Consider the following 18,436-nt stretch of genomic DNA (forward strand, 5'->3'; position numbering starts at 1 on the left):
TAAGTTTTTGTCCTTTCTGCGTAGATCTGGGGTTTCTTCGGGAGAAAAATTAAGACCCGCTGATTACGCTGATGTTCGCAGATTTTTATGTTGGTTTTTGGGTTTATAGGAGTTTTTGATTTTTCTGCGTAGATCTGTGGTATCTGCGAGAGAAAAATTAAGGCCCGCTGATTACGCTGATGGTCGCAGATTTTTATGTTGGTTTTTGGGTTTATAGGAGTTTTTGATTTTTCTTCGTAGATCTGGGGTTTCTTCGGGAGAAARATTAWGGCCCRCTGATTACGCTGATGCTCGCAGATTTTTAAATTGGATTTTGGTTTTAGATAAGTTTTTGATTTTTCTGCGTAGATCTGGGGTTTCTTCGGGAGAAAGATTATGGCCCGCTGATTACGCTGATGGTCGCAGATTTTTAAATTGGATTTTTGTTTTAGATAAGTTCTTGTTCTTTCTGCGTAGATCTGTGGTATCTGCGGGAGAAAAATTATGGCTCGCTGATTATGCTGATGGTCGCAGATTTTTAAATTGGATTTTGGTTTTAGATAAGTTTTTGATTTTTCTGCGTAGATCTGTGGTATCTGCGGGAGAAAGATTATGGCCCGCTGATTACGCTGATGTTGGCAGATTTTTAAATTGGATTTTGGTTTTAGATAAGTTTTTGATTTTTCTGCGTAGATCTGTGGTTTCTTCGGGAGAAAGATTATGGYCCACTGATTACGCTGATGGTCGCAGATTTTTAAATTAGATTTTGGTTTTAGATAAGTTTTTGATTTTTCTGCGTAGATCTGGGGTTTCTTCGGGAGAAAGATTATGGCCCGCTGATTACGCTGATGTTGGCAGATTTTTATGTTGGTTTTTGGGTTTATAGGAGTTTTTGATTTTTCTGCGTAAATCTGCGGTATCTGCGGGAGAAAAATTATGGTTCGCTGATTACGCTGATGCTCGCTGATTTTTATGTTGGGTTCTAGTTTTAGATAAGTTTTTGATTTTTCTGCGTAGATCTGCTGTATCTGCGGGAGATTTTAAATAGCCCGCTGATTACGCTGATGTTCGCAGATTTTTATGTTGGTTTTTGGGTTTATAGGAGTTTTTGATTTTTCTGCGTAGATCTGTGGTATCTGCGGGAGAAAAATTATGACCCGGTGATTACGCTGATGCTTGCAGATTTTTAAATTGGATTTTGGTTTTAGATAAGTTTTTGTCTTTTCTGCGTAAATCTGCGGTATCTGCGGGAGGAAAATTATGGACCGCTGATTACGCTGATGGTCGCAGATTATTAATCAATCTAACTTCTATTTCTGTGGTATCTTAGGGAGGAATTCAGAAGCACTAAGAAAAAATTAGTATTCATTTTTTCAATCAATTTTGTCTGGATTAAAATCCCTACTCACTTTCCATCTGTTATGACTCCAAAGATATAAGTTTGGGCTGTGTCTGATAGTCTGCTCAGTGCGTCTGATAAACTCATCGGTGATGCTATGTTCGGCAGCTTGATCATAGGGAGGGCTGTCCATTAGACTATAAGTGAAGATGTAATGGCCTCGTTTTGGTTTGCGTACATCAGAATAGATCACAGTATGGCCAAAGCGCTTAGCAAGTTTCTCTGCACCTTCAAAGAAAATAGTTTCTCTATTCATGAAAGGTGCCCAATAGCGGATTTCAGCTTTTGTGGGTCTTTGGTCGGCGGCTAGGACAATCAGTCGGGGTACGTCTCTATTCCTCAAATATTCTCTTTGAAAGGAAGCTCTTTCCACCAGCATTCCTCCAAATCTACCTCTGATGTTTTTCATCAGTTTCTCAAAAAATGGGCTGTTTACTTTTAGGTAAACCACCTCACATTGTGTGCTTATATTGCCCATCATTTGAAGTAAATGCATTTCCCAATTGAAAAAATGTCCTGTCATTCCTACTACAACTTCGCCTTTTTTGATCAATTCAAGAGGTATATTTACATTTTCTATCTGAACCCTTTTTGCTAATTCTTCCTTGGAAATGGTGTACATTTTGAACGTTTCGGCAAAAGAATCTGTCAAGTTTCTAAAAAAGCCCCTTTCAATCTTAAGTCTTTCTTTTTCTGTCTTTTCAGGGAATGCTTGTTTTAAATTCTCTCTTATTATTTTTTTTCTATACCCAACTATATAATAACCAATGAAATACAAAATATCCGAAAAAATGTAGAGAATACTAAAAGGAAGGTATGATATAAGTTTGACGAGGAACATTTTATTTCTTTAAAGCTTATGTAGGAATGAATGGTCTTTGAACAACAAATATCTAAATATACTATGTTAATACCTGTATCCTAATCAATAAGTTTAAAAAATTGCAATGGGAAAGATTGTCATAAATGTGGTTTTGCATCCAATATCCCAGTATCCAATTTCAATCAATATCAAAATGAGGGCAGCCATATGAATTTGAAAATCAAGCGATGTTCAATCAAAATTTCATGCGAGAAAATTGATTGTTAACCACTTTCTTCAAAAAAATTAGCTAAAATTTGGGGCATTGATTACTTTTGGTACTTATGTCCGAAGTGCAGAGAAAAAAATATTCCGATCAGGAAAAAAACAGAATTTTTGACGAGGAATTTATGCCACACATAGATTCCATGTATAATTTTGGTTATAGGCTGACCTTTGATGAGGACGATGCCAAAGATTTGGTGCAAGATACTTATCTGAAAGCCTACCGATTTATCAATTCCTTTGAGCAAGGTACCAATGCAAAAGCATGGCTATTTAGGATATTGAAGAATAGTTTTATCAATGATTACAGAAAGAAGAGCAAGCAGCCAGCTAAAGTTGATTATCAGGAAGTTGAAACTTATTACAACTCTGATGATGTTGACTATGGTATCACTTCAGATTTGCGTGTTGATTCACTCAAAGATATGCTTGGGGACGAAATTTCGAATGCCCTCAATAGTTTAGCGGTTGATTTCCGTACAGTAATCATTCTTTGTGATTTGGAAGGGTTTACTTACGAAGAAATGGCGAAGATTTTGGATATTCCTATCGGTACAGTAAGGTCTAGATTGCATAGAGCGAGGAACTTATTGAAAGAGAAGTTGCGTTCATATGCTCAAAACATGGGTTATAAAACTGATGAAGAGGAATAGTTTCAAATTTATTATGAATAAGTATTAAAGATTACCCTAGATTAAGATTAAAATGGAGAATAATTTAGAAGGAACAGGAGAGAGGAAGTTGCAGTGCGATGATGTAAGCAAATGCTTTCAGTTGCTAGAAAGCATTTTGGACGGAAATGAAGGTCTTGATTCGCAAGAAGTCCTCAAATCAAAACTTGCCAAATGTCAGCCATGCTTTGAGCACTATCATTTGGAACAAGCGATCAAAGAAGTTCTAAGGACCAAGTGTACCAAGCATGAAGTACCATCCCAACTTGTAGAAAATATCCGTCAAAAAATCGAAGAGATAAAATAAAGGATATGTCATCAGGTAAAGCAATAATTTTTTCGGCACCATCAGGTTCAGGCAAAACAACAATTGTCCGTCATTTAATAGGGAAAATTCCCAATCTAGGATTTTCGATCTCAGCCTGCACCAGGGATAAGCGTGGAAGGGAAGAGGAGAATGGAAAAGACTATTACTTTTTGAGCCCAGATGAATTCAAGTCCAAGATAGATCAGGACTCGTTTATAGAATGGGAAGAAGTGTATGAAGGCAACTTCTATGGAACACTCAAAGAAGAAATCCAACGTATTTGGGATTCAGGCAAGCATGTTATTTTTGATGTTGATGTCAAAGGCGGTCTAAATCTAAAGAATTATTTTGGTGATAAAGCTTTGGCTATTTTTGTCAAAGTACCTTCCATGGATGTACTTACAGAAAGGCTTAAAGACAGGGGGACAGAATCAGAAGAAAGTCTATCAAGGAGACTTTATAAAGCAAAGTTTGAAATGGGCTTTGAAAGCAAATTTGATGTGACCATCGTCAACGATGATATGCAGAAGTCATTTGCGGAAGCGGAAGCACTAGTAGGGAAATTCTTAGCACAGTAATTTTGAAAATCGGCTTATTTTTCGGATCTTTTAATCCTATTCACATTGGGCATTTGATTATAGCCAATGTGATGCAGGATCAGACTGATCTAGATGAAGTGTGGTTTATAATCAGTCCTCAGAATCCTTTCAAGACACAGAAATCACTATTGCACGAATTTGATCGGCTAAAGATGGTAGAGCTCGCCATTGCCGATCATTTTCATTTTAAGGCTTCAGATGTTGAATTTCACATGCCGAGGCCAAGCTATACAATAGATACGCTTACTTATTTAAGTGAAAAGCACCCACTTCACGAATTTAAATTGATTATAGGAGGGGATAATTTGACACATTTTCACAAATGGAAAAATTATGACCTTATTTTGGACAATTATGGTTTATATGTTTACCCTAGGCCAGGTGATCATCTTAAGCTTGATCACCCTAATGTCAAATATGTAGCTGCCCCAATGATGGATATTTCAGCTACATTCATCCGAAACGCTATCAAAAACCACAAATCCGTACGCTATTTGCTCCCTGATATGGTTAGGGAATATATTAAAGACAAAAAGCTCTTCGTTTAAATTTTCTCACGGGTCGATATCCTTTTTATGAATTATTTACGCCCTTAAGGAACTAATTAAAATCGAAATTACTTTTGTAGTATAATTGATATTTTAGAAATTACTTAAAAACATATAAAGATGGCAAAAGCAATAGAAATTACCGATTCTAATTTTGAAGAAATAATGAAAACTGATCAGCCGATCCTTGTGGATTTTTGGGCTGAATGGTGCGGCCCTTGTAAAATGATCGGTCCTGTAGTGGAAGAACTCGCTGGTGATTATGATGGCAAAGCTGTCGTTGGAAAAGTAGATGTTGATGCCAATCCTGGTGTAGCAGCACAGTTTGGAATTAGAAGTATTCCTACTTTATTGTTCTTTAAGGACGGTCAGATTGTAGATAAGCAAGTAGGTGCTGTTCCAAAGTCAGTATTGGCTCAGAAATTGGATGCGCAACTATAATAGGTTTAAAAAAAGTAAAACAAAACCGCTAAGAGTGATCTTAGCGGTTTTTTTAGTTTGATACAAATTGTAACTCGGCCAATATTTTGAATGAATTTGTAAGACTTACAATCTTTCCAAATTTGATACCCCACCAGAAACAATAAATTTCATCACGTCCGAGCTTTTGACATTGTTAAGGATTCGTACATTTTCTCTTGGGACTAGATAGAGATTGCCAGAAAAATTGTAGCTATGGGGGAAGTAAATTGCCACCAAGTGATCTTCTTCCAATATGCTCAAATTATCCTGTGTGATAAATCCAAGCCTTGACATCCCTTCTGAAAGCTTCACGATAACTGGGATATTGAATTTTTTCTTGTCACCGACAAAAGCTGACATCAGGTCTTTGATACTTGTATAGACAATATTTATCAAAGGGATTTTAAATACCCATTTTTCAAACAGATCAAACAAGGGCTTGGTAATAAATAGACTTGCCAAATATCCTACAAATGTGATAAAACCTAGCATAATAAGAATCCCTAAACCAGGAATAGGAATAGGGATGATGCCATCAAGAAAATTGATTGTTAGGACAATGACATACACTGTCAATGCAAATGGAACTACAAAAAGTAATCCTCTGAAAAAGTACTTGATAAATCTTTTATAAGTAAATGACATATATGATTTAGATTTTATAGCCTAAAACTACAAAAAAGCCTCAGATTTCTCTGAGGCTTTTTTTAAAATATTAGAAGAGCTCTTGACTTATAAGTCAATTCCCATAAATGACATAAATGCAATTCCCATCAATCCTGTAAGGAGCATGGTAATTCCAAGACCTTTAAGACCGTTTGGTACATTCGAGTATTTCAATTTTTCTCTAATAGCTGCTAATGCAACTATAGCTAAAAAGAAACCAGTTCCAGAACCGAAACCATATACAGCTGATTCAGCTAATGTATAATCTCTCTGAGCCATAAAAAGGGATCCACCAAGAATCGCACAGTTTACTGCGATCAATGGAAGGAATATACCCAAAGCTCCATAAAGTGCAGGGGCAAATTTCTCCACTACCATCTCCACCAACTGTACCATCGCAGCAATGATAGCAATGAACATAATGAATCTCAAGAATGAAAGGTCAATGGTGGCGAAAGTTTCACCTGCCCAAGACAATGCTCCTTCTTTCAATACAAATTCATTCAAAAGCCAGTTGACAGGTACAGTCACAGTAAGTACGAAAATTACCGCTGCTCCTAGACCTAAGGCTGTGCTTACTTTTTTGGATACTGCCAAGAATGAACACATTCCTAGGAAGTAAGCAAAAACCATGTTGTCAATAAATATTGATCGTATAGCTAAATTAAATAATTCCATGTCTCTTTATTTATTAATGTTCAACATATCCAGTTTTGGTACGCTGTACCCAAATGATCAAACCAAGAATGATAAATGCACCTACAGGAGACACCATCAATCCATTAGTGGCTAAGCTAAAGTTTTCACCAAACAAACCTGAAATAGGGTCGTAAATAGCAACTCCGAAAACCGAACCTGATCCCAACAACTCTCTAAAGAAAGCTACAGCAAGGATAATCCATGAATAACCCAATGCACTACCAAAACCATCAAGTATTGCATCATATGGCTTGTTACCCAAAGCATAAGCTTCCAAACGTCCCATTACAATACAGTTGGTGATAATCAAACCTACAAATACCGAGAGCTCTTTGTACATGTCATATGCAAATGCTTTCAATACTTCATTTACTAGGGTTACAAGCGTAGCAACTACTGCCAACTGTACGATAATCCTTACTCTGGATGGAATTGTATTTCTCAATAAAGAAATAGTCAAATTAGCCATTACCATTACAAATATTACAGAGATAGCCATTACCAATGTTGGCTGCATCTGTGTCGTTACCGCTAGCGCTGAACAAATCCCCAATACCTGTATAGTAATTGGGTTGTCATCGACAAGTGGATCACTGATAAGTTTTTTTCTTCTTTTAGAAAGTAAAGCTTCTGATGGCTTTTTTTCTATTAATTCTGCTGATTCTGTGCTCATTATAGTTTTTTTATAATGTCTGGATTAATTTAAAACGGCAATTTCGCTTGAAGAATCATCCTTCAATTTTTCAAAATAAGCCTTATAAGCTTTTAGGTAATTTTCCAACATAGCATTTACACCGTTAGCAGTGATTGTAGCACCTGATAGACCATCTACTTTGTGGTCTTCACCTTCATAATCCTTGCCCTCACCTTTCTGCATTGCAACTGATTGGAATTCACCAGATTCGTCAAAAATTTTCTTTCCTTGATATCTGTTTTGTACATTACCTTCAGTGATTCTAGCACCTAGTCCTGGAGTTTCTCCTTTGTGACCAAATGTAACCCCTTCGATGGTGTTCAAATCTGTATCTAAAGCTAAGAATCCCCAGATTTCATCCCAAAGACCTGCACCATATACTTGTACAATGATTGCTTCAGGATCAGACTCGTTGCCTTCTGCATGGAAAATGAAAACTGGATACTTTCTTTTGGCAGGATCCATTTTGTAGTTTTTCGCTACGTTTACGTTTTCTGCAATCAAAGTATTTCCTTCTTCGTCTTCTTCGATTTCATTCCCTTCAGCATCTACTACTTTAGAAGTGATTCTTTTATCATAGAAATCTAGAATTTCCTCCGGCTTCATTGCCCTTATCTCAGAAGCATCCAAAACAGCTCCTAAAATTTGCTTTTTGGTATCCAATTCCACAGCTTTTTTCTGTGTAGGACCCAAAAGCTGAGATGTTCCTGATAATAATAATCCTAAAACTACTGTTAGAATTACTGAAAATGTGATGATATAAGCATTAGACTGTTGCACGTTGTAACCTCCTTTTCTTGTTTGCTTTTACTACATAATAATCAACCAAAGGTGCAAACACGTTCATAAATAAAACTGCTAGCATAATCCCTTCAGGATAGGCTGGGTTTGTAACTCTAATGATCACTGTCAATACACCAATCAAAAGACCATAAATCCATTTACCCGTTTCTGTTTGTGCTGCTGATACTGGATCAGTCGCCATAAATACAATACCGAAAGCCAAGCCTCCCATTACCCAGTGGTATTCTGGGCCCATAGCCATATATTCATTCACTGCAAATAAATTCATTATGAAGCCCATGATGTAAGCTCCTGCAAATCCACTCACGATGATTTTCCAGCTTGCAACTCCTGTTGCTACCAAGATAACAGCTCCCAATAATGCCATCAATGTAGATGTTTCACCTATAGAGCCTGGTATCCAACCCATGAATAAGTTTGCAAATTCATACAGTCCTGAGCCCAAAGCGCTATTGTGAGTAGAAAGAGCAGTATTTACTGTTTCACCTTCCACACCTGCATTATACGCTACTGCCAATGCAGTTGCTCCTGAGAAACCATCTACAGCTTCTTTATCTCCTAGGTAAGTCCATACCTGATCACCAGATATTTGTGCAGGATATGCAAAGTATAAGAAGGCCCTAGCTGTCATGGCTACGTTTAGGATATTCATCCCTGTTCCACCAAATACCTCTTTTGCAATAACCACAGCGAATATAGTTGCTAATGCCACTTGCCATAAAGGCATTGTAGCAGGCACTACCAATGGGATCAACATACCTGTAACCAAGAAACCTTCGTTGATTGGGTGCTTTCTGATTACTGCAAATGCTGCTTCAACAAGACCACCAGCTGCGTAAGCAACAATAACAATAGGTAAAACTAAAGTAAGACCTAAAATTGCTTTTTCAGCAAAATTATCCCACAAACCAGCTGTCTGACCTGTAGCCAAGAAGTGCTGATGTCCTGTATTATATATACCAAACAACAAACAAGGAATCATTGCTATCACAACTGTGATCATCATTCTCTTCAAGTCAATGGCATCTTTTACCTGAGCTCCTTTTATCCCATTTGTATGGTTTGGCGAAAACAAAAATGTCTCACCAGCCTCAAAGGCATAATATAGGCTCTCTAATTTTCCTCCTTTATGAAAAAGGGGTTTCTGCTTATCCAACAGATCTCTTAGAAACTTCATATTGATTAACTGTATTGAATTAAATCTATTCCTTTTCTAACTATTTCCTGCACTGGGTGTTTGGAAACATCTACAAATTCGCATAATGCTAAATCTTCTTCTACGACTTCATAAATCCCTAGTTCCTCCATCTCATCAAAATCTTCAGCCATTATAGCTTTCAACAAATAAACAGGAAGGATATCCATTGGGGTTACACTTTCAAAAACACCTGTCTGAACAAATGCTCTTTCTTCACCTCTAACGTTGGTATCCAAAACAAATTCTTTGTTTGGCTTTAAGAAAGATAATAATCCCAATGCTCTATGATAGCTCAACTTCTCCGAAGTAGGTTTCATCCAACCAAGGAATTCATAGTATTCGCCCTCTGGTAATAATGTAAGCTGGTTATGGTAATACCCTAAGTAACCATCCTTATTGATTTTTTCACCAGTCAAGACATTTCCTGATACTACTCTTGTATCAGGAGCGATATTTGATTTTTCGTCTTCTTTGAGATTACCATTTACCAGTGTGTCCACGCAAGCACCAATGAAGGTTTTTGTATACGCAGCAGACTTAGCTCTAGAACCTGTGATTGCGATTGTTTTAGAAGCATCATATCTGCCTTCCAGAAAAAGTTTACCAATCTGAGAAACACCATAAGGGCTTATAGTCCAAGCTACATCTCCTTTGTTGATAGCATCTAGATGATGAATTTGTACACCTACGTTCCCAGCAGGGTGCGGTCCGGAAAATTTATTTACTTGTGCGTTTTGAACATTTGCGAAAACAGTTGGTACTTCAGCATCTCCATTTATGTTTAAATGAACTGTGCCTTCCGTAAGTTTTTTCAAAATGTCTATACCTGTCTGGAAATACTTTTCCTCACCTTTCAATGTTACCGAATAATCCGGAGCCAAAGGATGGGTGTCAAAACCTGATATAAATATCGCTTTTGGTTTGTCTTCAGGATTTGCAACAATTCCAAAAGGTCTTTGAATCAACTGAGGCCACACACCACCTTTTGTCAGATTGGTAATGGCATCTTCTCTTGAGATCGATTTTATAGATGATTCAGCAAATTTCTCGAAACTTTCATAGCTGATATCATTATCCGCAAGAATCTTGATCTCTAACAATTTTCTCTTTTCACCTCTTTTGATCTCAACGATTTCGCCGGATACAGGTGCGACATATTGAACTTTGTCCAATGCTTTGTCGAATAAAATCGGAGTTCCTGCCTTTACGATATCTCCCTCATTTACTGTTACTTTTGGTCTTTGTAAACCAATGAAGTCTGTAGGTTTGATTGCAAAGGTTTTTGCTGGCTGGAATTCTACAAGCTTTTTTTCAGCTTTTCCAGCGAGCTTAATGTCGAATCCCTTCTTAAGCTTAACTAGTTTTGACATATTATATGAACTGTATGGTCTTTTGAAAAACGCCTCAAATCTAATAAAATACATCAGTTATTAGAAGATAATTTTGGTATTATTTATTACCTTCTTGCTAAGTTGACATACTTATGACTAGTCTTTCAAATTAATTATTTTCAAATTCAAGGTTGGTTTCAAAGGTATTTATGTGCTTCATCACTTGTTCCATCAGCCACATTGGCGTAGAAGTAGCTCCGCAAATACCAACTTTATCTTCAGCTGTAAACCATAAAGGGTCTATTTCTGTTTCGTTTTCAACAAAATAACTTCTTTCGTTTTCTCCTTTACAAACTTGGTAAAGCGCCTTTCCATTGGAGCTTTTCTTGCCCGAAACAAAAATTATTACATCATTATCCTTTGAGAAATTCAATAGTTGCGGTTCTCGATTGGATACTTGACGACAGATTGAATCATTGGCATTGAAATCAATTTCACTCAATAACCCTTTGGCTTCTTTGATTCTATTTTCGATTTTTTCTTTTAATTCATAAAAGCCCTTTGTGCTTTTGGTAGTCTGACTGAATAATGTCACCGGTTTTGTGAAATCAATCTTATCAAGATCCTTGTCTTCCATGACTACAATGGCTTTTTCCAAAGTTTGGCCAGTCAAACCAATAACCTCGGCATGGCCTTTTTTGCCATAAATTACTATCTGTCCTTTCTCCTTCTCCATTTTGTCAAATGCAGTTTTGACTCTATGCTGAAGCTTCAATACTACCGGACAAGATGCATCTATAAGCTCTATATTATTTTCTATCGCAGTTTTGTAAGTTTCTGGGGGTTCTCCGTGAGCTCTTATCAATACTTTGCAATTGCTCAGCTCTTGAAGTTTTTCCCTATCTATTACCACAAGACCTTTTTCGCTCAGTCTTTTGACTTCCATATCATTATGGACAATGTCTCCAAGGCAATATAATTGATCGGAAACCTCCATCTCATCCTCTGCCATCTTGATGGCGAATTCTACTCCAAAGCAATAACCTGAGTTTTTATCTATGGTAACTTTCATAATTCAAATTGATTTTTAGCCAATTTTCTCTTTTGCTAGTGAAACTATCCTATCTACTTGATCATCAAATTCCAACAAGCTTGTATCAATATCAACGGCATCTTCCGCCTTTTTTAAAGGACTTTCTTTTCTGGAAGAATCTGTTTTGTCCCTTTCATCTAGATTTTGGATGATCTTTTGGATTTCCACCAAATCACCCTTTTCCAAAATCTCTTTTTGCCTTCTGGCAGCTCTTATATTCAAATCTGCCGTCATAAAAACTTTGAGCTCTGCATCTGGAAATACAACTGTGCCTATATCTCTACCATCCATCACAACTCCCTTTTTCTTACCTAGCTTTTGTTGCTGAGCTACAAGCTCCTGTCTCACTTCTTTTATTTTGCTTACTTCACTCACATAGTCCGAAACGCGCATAGTACGAATCTCTTTCTCTACATTCAAACCGTTGAGATAGGTCTCTTGTTTTTGATTAGCTGGATTGATCTGAAAGCTAATATTTAGACTTTCTAGAGAATTTCTGACATCTTTGGGATTAATCAAAACTGTTAGTTTATTCAGAAAATGGAGTGTGGCTGCCCGATACATCGCGCCGGAATCTATATAGGTGTAATCCAAAGCTTTTGCTACTGCTTTTGCAGTAGAGCTTTTGCCACATCCAGAAAACCCATCAATTGCAATTACGATTTTACTCATTTACTAAAAGTTGTCTTGCGCTTTTCTTTTCAGGTGCAAATATAGTAGTTTTAAATCTAAATCTTCTAGGAACTAATTGTAATCCTTGGAACTACAGATTTACATATGTTTTCTTCTTCAAAAGTGTTATCAATTTATGGATTTCATCTATTATCAGATTATAGCACTTGTTTAGTACATTAGCGTCATTAGATTATGTATGAACATAGAAAGTTTATTAAAAATATTTTGATAGTGACTTTTAAGTTCTTTGTACAAGTTTAAAATCTAACTCGAAAAATCTCCTATTCTCAAAACAGAAAAGAGCCAATATGAAAAATTGTTTTATCGTCGAAGGAAAATTGATTGATATTGAAAAGCGAGAAATATTTCCTGCTGAAGTTAAAGTGGGTGACGGGAAAATTATTTCCATTCGCAAAATTCAGCACAATGATCAAATGCCATACATCTTGCCTGGATTTATAGATGCACATGTACATGTGGAGTCATCTATGTTGATTCCTTCAGAATTTGCAAGGTTGGCGGTAGTTCACGGTACTGTGGCAACCATTTCTGACCCACATGAGATTGCCAATGTCTGTGGGATGGAAGGGGTAAACTATATGATTGAAAATGGGAAAAAAGTGCCTTTCAAATTTTACTTTGGGGCTCCATCTTGCGTGCCTGCCACACCTTTTGAGACTGCTGGTGGGGAGATTACGGCTGCGGATATCAACAAACTTCTTGAGAGAAAGGAAATTGTTTACTTGGCAGAAATGATGAATTGGCCAGGTACAGTGAATCGCGATCCTTTGGTTATGGAAAAGATTGCTTTAGCAAAGAAATATGGGAAACCTGTCGATGGCCACGCACCTGGACTAATGGGGGAGGTTGCAGCTAAGTATGCTTCTGCGGGGATCACGACTGACCACGAATGTTTCACTAAAGAAGAAGCATTGGATAAAATTCAATTGGGGATGAAAATTGCCATTCGGGAAGGAAGTGCTGCTAAGAATTTTGAAGCTTTGATAGACCTAATTGATGATTATCCAGAGATGATCATGTTTTGCTCTGATGATAAGCATCCTGATAATCTGGCTGTTTCGCATATTAATGAACTAGTAGCTAGAGCATTGAAGAAAGGGAAAGATTTGTTTGATGTCCTTAGGGCTGCTTGTATTACACCTGTAGAGCATTACCGCTTAGACGTTGGGACGCTTTGTATTGGAGATCCTGCTGATTTTATCGTTTCTGAAGATATAGTAGATTTCAAAATCAAAGAGACTTATATCAATGGCAAGCTGGTATCAAGTAATGGCAAGACTTTGATCAATCGTGTGGAAAATAAAATCATCAATAATTTCAACGCTTCTGAAAAAACACATGATGAATTTAGAGTGAAATCAAATGGTGAAAGAGTAAGGGTTATAGAAGCCTTAGATGGACAGCTTATAACACCAGAAGTCGAAGGGGGTATTATCATAAAAGATGGTTTTGCCGAATCCAATGTTGAAGCCGATATTTTGAAAATAACGGTGGTCAATCGCTACGAGAATGCAGCACCAGCTGTAGCATTTATCAAAAATTTCGGGATCAAATCAGGGGCAATTGCCTCTTCTGTAGGTCATGATTCGCATAATATTATTGCTGTTGGAGTAGATGATCAATCCATTGCAAAAGCAGTGAATCTATTGATCAAAGAAAAGGGTGGGGTAGCAGCTGTCAATAATGGAGAAGAAATGGTTCTTGCTTTACCAGTGGGTGGAATTATGTCAGCTGAGGACGGCTATGAAGTGGCAAAAGCCTATACCAAGATAGACCAAATGGCAAAAGCCATGGGTTCCAAGCTCCAATCGCCATTTATGACTTTAAGTTTTATGGCTTTGTTGGTGATCCCAGATCTCAAATTGAGTGATAAAGGACTGTTTGATGGACAGAAATTTGAGTTTGTCGATGTCTTTTTGGGTTAAAATCAACCGGTTATATAATTTATCTCTTAATTCCAAATAGTTAATTCTTTGGGGATTTATCTCTGGGGAAAAATTGATTTGGCTAATTTTATTCATTGTGTAACTTTTTCTTTTGCTTTCTTGATAAATAGCTATTGGAAACTGTTTTAGTAGGGATATATTTCAAACTTATGGTTTGGATGGAAGTTATTATATTAGTAAAAATATAACCCAATTAATAACTTAATATATTATGATGAATTTTGAGCTCAATGAAAATCAGGCGATGATCGCCCAGATGATTAGAGATTTTGGAGCAAAAGAGATTACTCCTTTTCGTAAAGACTGGGACGATAAACAACACTTTCCTTTGGAAATATTCAAGAAGCTTGGAGAACTTGGTTTAATGGGCGTATTGGTTCCGACCGAATATGGTGGATCTGGTTTTGGATACTTCGAGTATGTGACGGCTATTTTGGAATTGTCAAAGCTAGATCCTTCAGTAGGATTGTCCATGGCTGCTCACAACTCCCTTTGTACAGGACATATCCTGATGTTTGGAAATGAAGATCAGAAGAGAAAATATTTGCCAAAACTTGCTACTTGTGAATTTTTAGGAGCTTGGGGGTTAACAGAGCCAAATACAGGTTCTGATGCTGGCAACATGCGTACAGTTGCAATAGAAGATGGTGACTATTATGTAATCAATGGAGCGAAAAACTTTATCACGCATGGAGTTTCTGGCGATGTTGCAGTAGTTATAGCAAGGACAGGAGAAGTTGGGGATTCCCATGGAATGACAGCTTTTGTTGTGGAAAGAGGTACTCCAGGATTTAAGGGAGGCAGGAAAGAAGACAAGCTCGGAATGCGTGCTTCAGAGACAGCAGAGATGATTTTTGAAGATTGTAGAGTTCACAAAGATCAGATTCTTGGAGAAGTTGGCAATGGGTTCATTCAGTCTATGAAAATATTAGATGGAGGCAGGATCTCTATTGCAGCATTGTCATTGGGGATTGCTGAGGGAGCTTTGGAAGCATCAATTCAATATTCTAAAGAGAGACAACAGTTCAATCAACCGATCAGCAAGTTTCAGGGAATATCTTTCAAACTAGCAGATATGGCAACGCAAGTAGAAGCTGCGAAACTTTTGACTTTCAAAGCTGCGGATCTCAAAAACAGAGGAGAAAAAGTTACTCTTGCAGGAGCAAAAGCAAAACTTTATGCTTCCGAAGTTTGTGTGTCTGTTTCCAATGAAGCAGTGCAGATTTTCGGAGGATATGGATTTACAAAAGATTATCCAGTAGAGAAATTCTACAGAGATTCCAAGCTTTGTACTATTGGTGAAGGAACATCTGAGATTCAGAAGCTGGTGATATCGAGAGAAATATTGAAGTAGTCAACTACGCCACGGCACACAAGTGTCGACGGTCAATAGACAATGGAGTTCAAATGACCTTTTCTAACTTATGAAGGTTGTTTGTAGCTTTCATTTAGTAGTTTGATTAAGAGTATAACCCTTCCAAAGATTAAAACTTTGGAAGGGTTTTTTTATTCCAATTCTAATATGTATTCCCTCTCTTTCCTGATCGTCTTGAGCCTATTAATATTAATGCTAAAAAAAAGGATATCGTCCAAATAATGCCAAAGCTTAATTGCTGCAGGTTTCTTTTCATTATTTTATGTAATCTTGGAATTCAATTCCTTATTTGCATAAATAGTATGATTTTTATAATGTATAAAAATCTTAGAGGTGGTTGCAATTTGGTGAAATATGGTTTATACGATAGGTCAGCGCTCATTGACATCAAAAGGTTACGTTTTGAATCAGTACGCAATAGAACACTGAAGACGCAGATCTAGCGGATTGACACGGATAAAAATCAGCGTTCATCAGCTTAATCATGATTCGAGGCAGGCTCTGGTGTATTCCTATTAAACCATCCCACCGACTCCAAGCAAGAGATAGATGCCGGCGGCCAAAGAAGCCCCTATGATCGGGCCTAGTATCGGTACCCAGCTGTATGCCCAATCACTAGTTCCTTTTCCTCTGATTGGTAAGATTTGATGCATGATCCTTGGCCCAAGGTCACGGGCTGGGTTGATCGCATAGCCGGTAGTTCCACCCAAAGACAAACCAATCACCCAAACCAAAAAAGCTACTGGCAATGCGCCAAGTGAGCCTAAGCCTATAGGAGTATTGTTCCCATCTTGCAAAATAGGTTCGGTAGAATAAAGAATCACGATAATCAAAACCGAAGTGCCGACAATTTCTGAAATAAGATTTGAAGAATAATTTCTGATCGCAGGTGCTGTGGCAAATGGAGCGAATTTCAAGCCTTGGTCATCTGTAGCATCAAAATGATCCTTGTAAACGATCCAAGAGATACCCGAACCAAACATTGCTCCAAGTACTTGCGCAAATACATAGCTAGGAACATCTCCCCATGGAAAATCTCCAGTAATTGCCAAAGCAATACTTACTGCTGGATTCAGGTGTGCACCGCTATATGGGCCTGCTACTACCACTCCAATAAATACCCCAAGTGCCCAAGCTGTAGTAATTACGATCCAACCACTATTTTGTCCTTTGGTTTTGTTCAATACTACATTGGCTACAACTCCAGATCCCATCGCAAGAAGGAGGGAAGTTCCGACAAATTCTGCTACAAATGCATCCATTATTCTACCCAGTGTTTAGATCGTTCAACTGCCTTATGCCAAAAATGTAAATATTTCTCGACTTTTTCATCGTCCATCTTTGGATCGAAACTCTTGTCAGCCTCCCAGAGGGATTTGAGTTCCTCTTCATCTTTCCAGAATCCAACAGCTAATCCTGCCAAAAATGCTGCTCCGATTGCAGTAGTTTCTATGATTTTTGGTCTGGTGATTTTGCAATTTAATATATCTGCTTGAAACTGCATCAAGAAGTTATTTGCCGTAGCACCACCATCTACTCGAAGTTCTTTGGTAGGCTCACTACTGTCTTTTTCCATGGCTTTGAGCACATCATTTACTTGGTAAGCGATAGCTTCCAGAGCGGCTCTAGTCATGTGGGCAATGGTTGTTCCTCTTGTAATCCCAAAAAATGCCCCTCTGGCATCTTGATCCCAATGTGGTGCGCCAAGTCCTGACAATGCAGGGACGAAATATACGCCATCGTTGTCTTCTAGGCTGACAGCAAGTTTTTCACTTTCCTTTGCATGTCCAAAAAACTCAATTCCATCTCTAAGCCACTGGATGGCTGCTCCACCTATAAAAACTGAGCCTTCCAAAGCATAATTCACTTTTCCATTGATTTCCCAAGCTACAGTAGTCAATAAGCGATTTTCTGATTTTACAGGCTTTTCTCCTGTATTCATGACCAAAAAACATCCGGTACCATAGGTTGTTTTTGCCATGCCTGATTGTGTACAAAGTTGGCCGAAAAGTGCCGCTTGCTGATCACCAGCGATTCCGGCTATTGGAATTTTGACAGATAAGATATCACCTGAAGTTTCGCAATATACCTCTGAACTAGATTTTACTTCTGGAAGCATAGACTCAGGGATGTCAAACAATTCTAAAAGTTCCTTGTCCCATTGCTTTTCATGTATATTAAAAACCATTGTTCTACTGGCATTGGAGATATCAGTTATATGATTTTTTCCACCAGTAAGTTTCCAAACCAGCCATGTGTCGATTGTTCCAAAAGCCAATTCACCATTTTTTGCTTTCGCTCTTGCTCCTTCTACATTGTCAAGAATCCATTTGATTTTGGTAGCCGAAAAGTAGGCGTCTAGGATCAAACCTGTTTTTGAAGCGATCATCTCTGCTTTACCTGCTTCTTTCAATTCATCACAATAAGCTGAAGTCCTTCTGTCTTGCCAAACAATCGCATTGTATAGTGCTTTGCCTGTTTTCCTATCCCATACAATAGTCGTTTCTCTTTGATTGGTGATTCCTATTCCAGCAATTTCACTGGCTTTGATGCCTTCATTTGCAAGGGATTCTATCATCACAGCTGATTGGCTAGTCCAGATTTCCTGAGGATCGTGTTCTACCCACCCGGATTTAGGAAAATGTTGCTTAAAGTCCTTTTGTGCAACAGAAACAATCTGACCTTTCTTGTCAAAGACAATTGCTCTTGAACTCGTAGTTCCTTGATCAAGTGATAAAATATATTGGGACATTTTTTCTGGGTTAATGGTTAATTAGGTGTTTGGTTATCTGATTATTGGTTATTTCGTAGAAATATAGTAGATATAAGGTTGGAATATTGTAGAAATAAGATTGAAATACAATGGAAATAAAGTTGAAATA

General features: G+C 37.6%; 19 protein-coding genes. 8 read left to right on the forward strand and 11 right to left on the reverse strand.

Features of this window, described 5'->3' with window-relative positions:
- Positions 1 to 313: 313 nt before the first annotated feature.
- Positions 314 to 742, forward strand: a complete 429-nt coding sequence (locus tag MM213_RS03955) for a hypothetical protein (RefSeq protein ID WP_241410206.1) — start codon at positions 314 to 316, stop codon at positions 740 to 742.
- A gap of 610 nt (positions 743 to 1,352) precedes the next feature.
- On the opposite strand, the gene MM213_RS03960 is transcribed toward MM213_RS03955, so the two are convergent.
- Complete coding sequence (locus MM213_RS03960) at positions 1,353 to 2,219, reverse strand: lysophospholipid acyltransferase family protein (RefSeq protein WP_241410207.1); 867 nt, start codon at positions 2,217 to 2,219, stop codon at positions 1,353 to 1,355.
- 305 nt (positions 2,220 to 2,524) lie between these two features.
- On the opposite strand from MM213_RS03960, the gene MM213_RS03965 reads away from it, so the two are divergent.
- From MM213_RS03965 to trxA, 5 genes are all read left to right on the forward strand, one after another.
- On the forward strand, positions 2,525 to 3,118 hold the full coding sequence (locus tag MM213_RS03965) for a sigma-70 family RNA polymerase sigma factor (RefSeq protein ID WP_241410208.1): 594 nt from the start codon (positions 2,525 to 2,527) through the stop codon (positions 3,116 to 3,118).
- A gap of 52 nt (positions 3,119 to 3,170) precedes the next feature.
- Entirely contained in the window at positions 3,171 to 3,443 is a 273-nt protein-coding gene (locus tag MM213_RS03970; protein WP_241410209.1) for an anti-sigma factor, read from the forward strand.
- A gap of 5 nt (positions 3,444 to 3,448) precedes the next feature.
- On the forward strand, positions 3,449 to 4,021 hold the full coding sequence (gmk, locus tag MM213_RS03975; protein ID WP_241410210.1) for a guanylate kinase: 573 nt from the start codon (positions 3,449 to 3,451) through the stop codon (positions 4,019 to 4,021).
- A 2-nt stretch (positions 4,022 to 4,023) separates the two neighbouring features.
- Positions 4,024 to 4,590, forward strand: a complete 567-nt coding sequence (gene nadD / locus MM213_RS03980) for a nicotinate (nicotinamide) nucleotide adenylyltransferase (RefSeq protein ID WP_241410211.1) — start codon at positions 4,024 to 4,026, stop codon at positions 4,588 to 4,590.
- A gap of 120 nt (positions 4,591 to 4,710) precedes the next feature.
- Positions 4,711 to 5,031 (forward strand): thioredoxin, encoded by a 321-nt coding sequence (gene trxA / locus MM213_RS03985; protein WP_241410212.1) that lies wholly within the window; start codon positions 4,711 to 4,713, stop codon positions 5,029 to 5,031.
- A 105-nt stretch (positions 5,032 to 5,136) separates the two neighbouring features.
- Here trxA and MM213_RS03990 read toward each other — a convergent pair whose 3' ends face one another.
- The 8 genes from MM213_RS03990 to cmk all read right to left on the reverse strand — a co-directional run bounded on the left by MM213_RS03990 (position 5,137) and on the right by cmk (position 12,209).
- Positions 5,137 to 5,697, reverse strand: coding sequence for a DUF502 domain-containing protein (locus tag MM213_RS03990; protein ID WP_241410213.1), 561 nt, complete (start codon positions 5,695 to 5,697; stop codon positions 5,137 to 5,139).
- Between the two features lie 87 nt (positions 5,698 to 5,784).
- On the reverse strand, positions 5,785 to 6,396 hold the full coding sequence (gene nqrE, locus MM213_RS03995) for an NADH:ubiquinone reductase (Na(+)-transporting) subunit E (RefSeq protein WP_241410214.1): 612 nt from the start codon (positions 6,394 to 6,396) through the stop codon (positions 5,785 to 5,787).
- A 13-nt stretch (positions 6,397 to 6,409) separates the two neighbouring features.
- Positions 6,410 to 7,090, reverse strand: a complete 681-nt coding sequence (locus tag MM213_RS04000; RefSeq protein WP_241410215.1) for an NADH:ubiquinone reductase (Na(+)-transporting) subunit D — start codon at positions 7,088 to 7,090, stop codon at positions 6,410 to 6,412.
- 24 nt (positions 7,091 to 7,114) lie between these two features.
- Positions 7,115 to 7,891, reverse strand: a complete 777-nt coding sequence (nqrC, locus tag MM213_RS04005; RefSeq protein WP_241410216.1) for an NADH:ubiquinone reductase (Na(+)-transporting) subunit C — start codon at positions 7,889 to 7,891, stop codon at positions 7,115 to 7,117.
- Positions 7,878 to 9,092 carry an NADH:ubiquinone reductase (Na(+)-transporting) subunit B gene (locus tag MM213_RS04010; protein ID WP_241410217.1) on the reverse strand — a complete coding sequence of 405 codons (1,215 nt, stop codon included), beginning with the start codon at positions 9,090 to 9,092 and terminating at the stop codon, positions 7,878 to 7,880. The genes nqrC and MM213_RS04010 overlap by 14 nt, the downstream gene beginning before the upstream one ends.
- A 5-nt stretch (positions 9,093 to 9,097) precedes the next feature.
- Positions 9,098 to 10,483, reverse strand: coding sequence for a Na(+)-translocating NADH-quinone reductase subunit A (locus MM213_RS04015; protein ID WP_241410218.1), 1,386 nt, complete (start codon positions 10,481 to 10,483; stop codon positions 9,098 to 9,100).
- A 130-nt stretch (positions 10,484 to 10,613) separates the two neighbouring features.
- Entirely contained in the window at positions 10,614 to 11,516 is a 903-nt protein-coding gene (locus MM213_RS04020) for a 4-hydroxy-3-methylbut-2-enyl diphosphate reductase (RefSeq protein WP_241410219.1), read from the reverse strand.
- A 15-nt stretch (positions 11,517 to 11,531) separates the two neighbouring features.
- Positions 11,532 to 12,209 (reverse strand): (d)CMP kinase, encoded by a 678-nt coding sequence (gene cmk, locus MM213_RS04025; protein WP_241410220.1) that lies wholly within the window; start codon positions 12,207 to 12,209, stop codon positions 11,532 to 11,534.
- A gap of 311 nt (positions 12,210 to 12,520) precedes the next feature.
- Here cmk and ade point away from each other — a divergent pair, with 311 nt between their 5' ends.
- Positions 12,521 to 14,158: an adenine deaminase gene (gene ade / locus MM213_RS04030; RefSeq protein WP_241410221.1), complete on the forward strand. Its 1,638-nt coding sequence runs from the start codon at positions 12,521 to 12,523 to the stop codon at positions 14,156 to 14,158.
- 235 nt (positions 14,159 to 14,393) lie between these two features.
- A complete protein-coding gene (locus tag MM213_RS04035) occupies positions 14,394 to 15,533 on the forward strand; it encodes an acyl-CoA dehydrogenase family protein (RefSeq protein WP_241410497.1) in 1,140 nt (379 codons plus the stop codon).
- A 536-nt stretch (positions 15,534 to 16,069) separates the two neighbouring features.
- Here MM213_RS04035 and MM213_RS04040 read toward each other — a convergent pair.
- Both MM213_RS04040 and glpK read right to left on the reverse strand, forming a co-directional pair.
- Entirely contained in the window at positions 16,070 to 16,816 is a 747-nt protein-coding gene (locus tag MM213_RS04040; protein WP_241410222.1) for an MIP/aquaporin family protein, read from the reverse strand.
- Positions 16,816 to 18,306, reverse strand: a complete 1,491-nt coding sequence (glpK, locus tag MM213_RS04045; protein ID WP_241410223.1) for a glycerol kinase GlpK — start codon at positions 18,304 to 18,306, stop codon at positions 16,816 to 16,818. The genes MM213_RS04040 and glpK overlap by 1 nt, the downstream gene beginning before the upstream one ends.
- Between the last annotated feature and the right edge of the window lie 130 nt (positions 18,307 to 18,436).

Origin of the sequence: Belliella alkalica (assembly GCF_022549785.1) — a bacterium.
Lineage (GTDB): Bacteria > Bacteroidota > Bacteroidia > Cytophagales > Cyclobacteriaceae > Belliella > Belliella alkalica.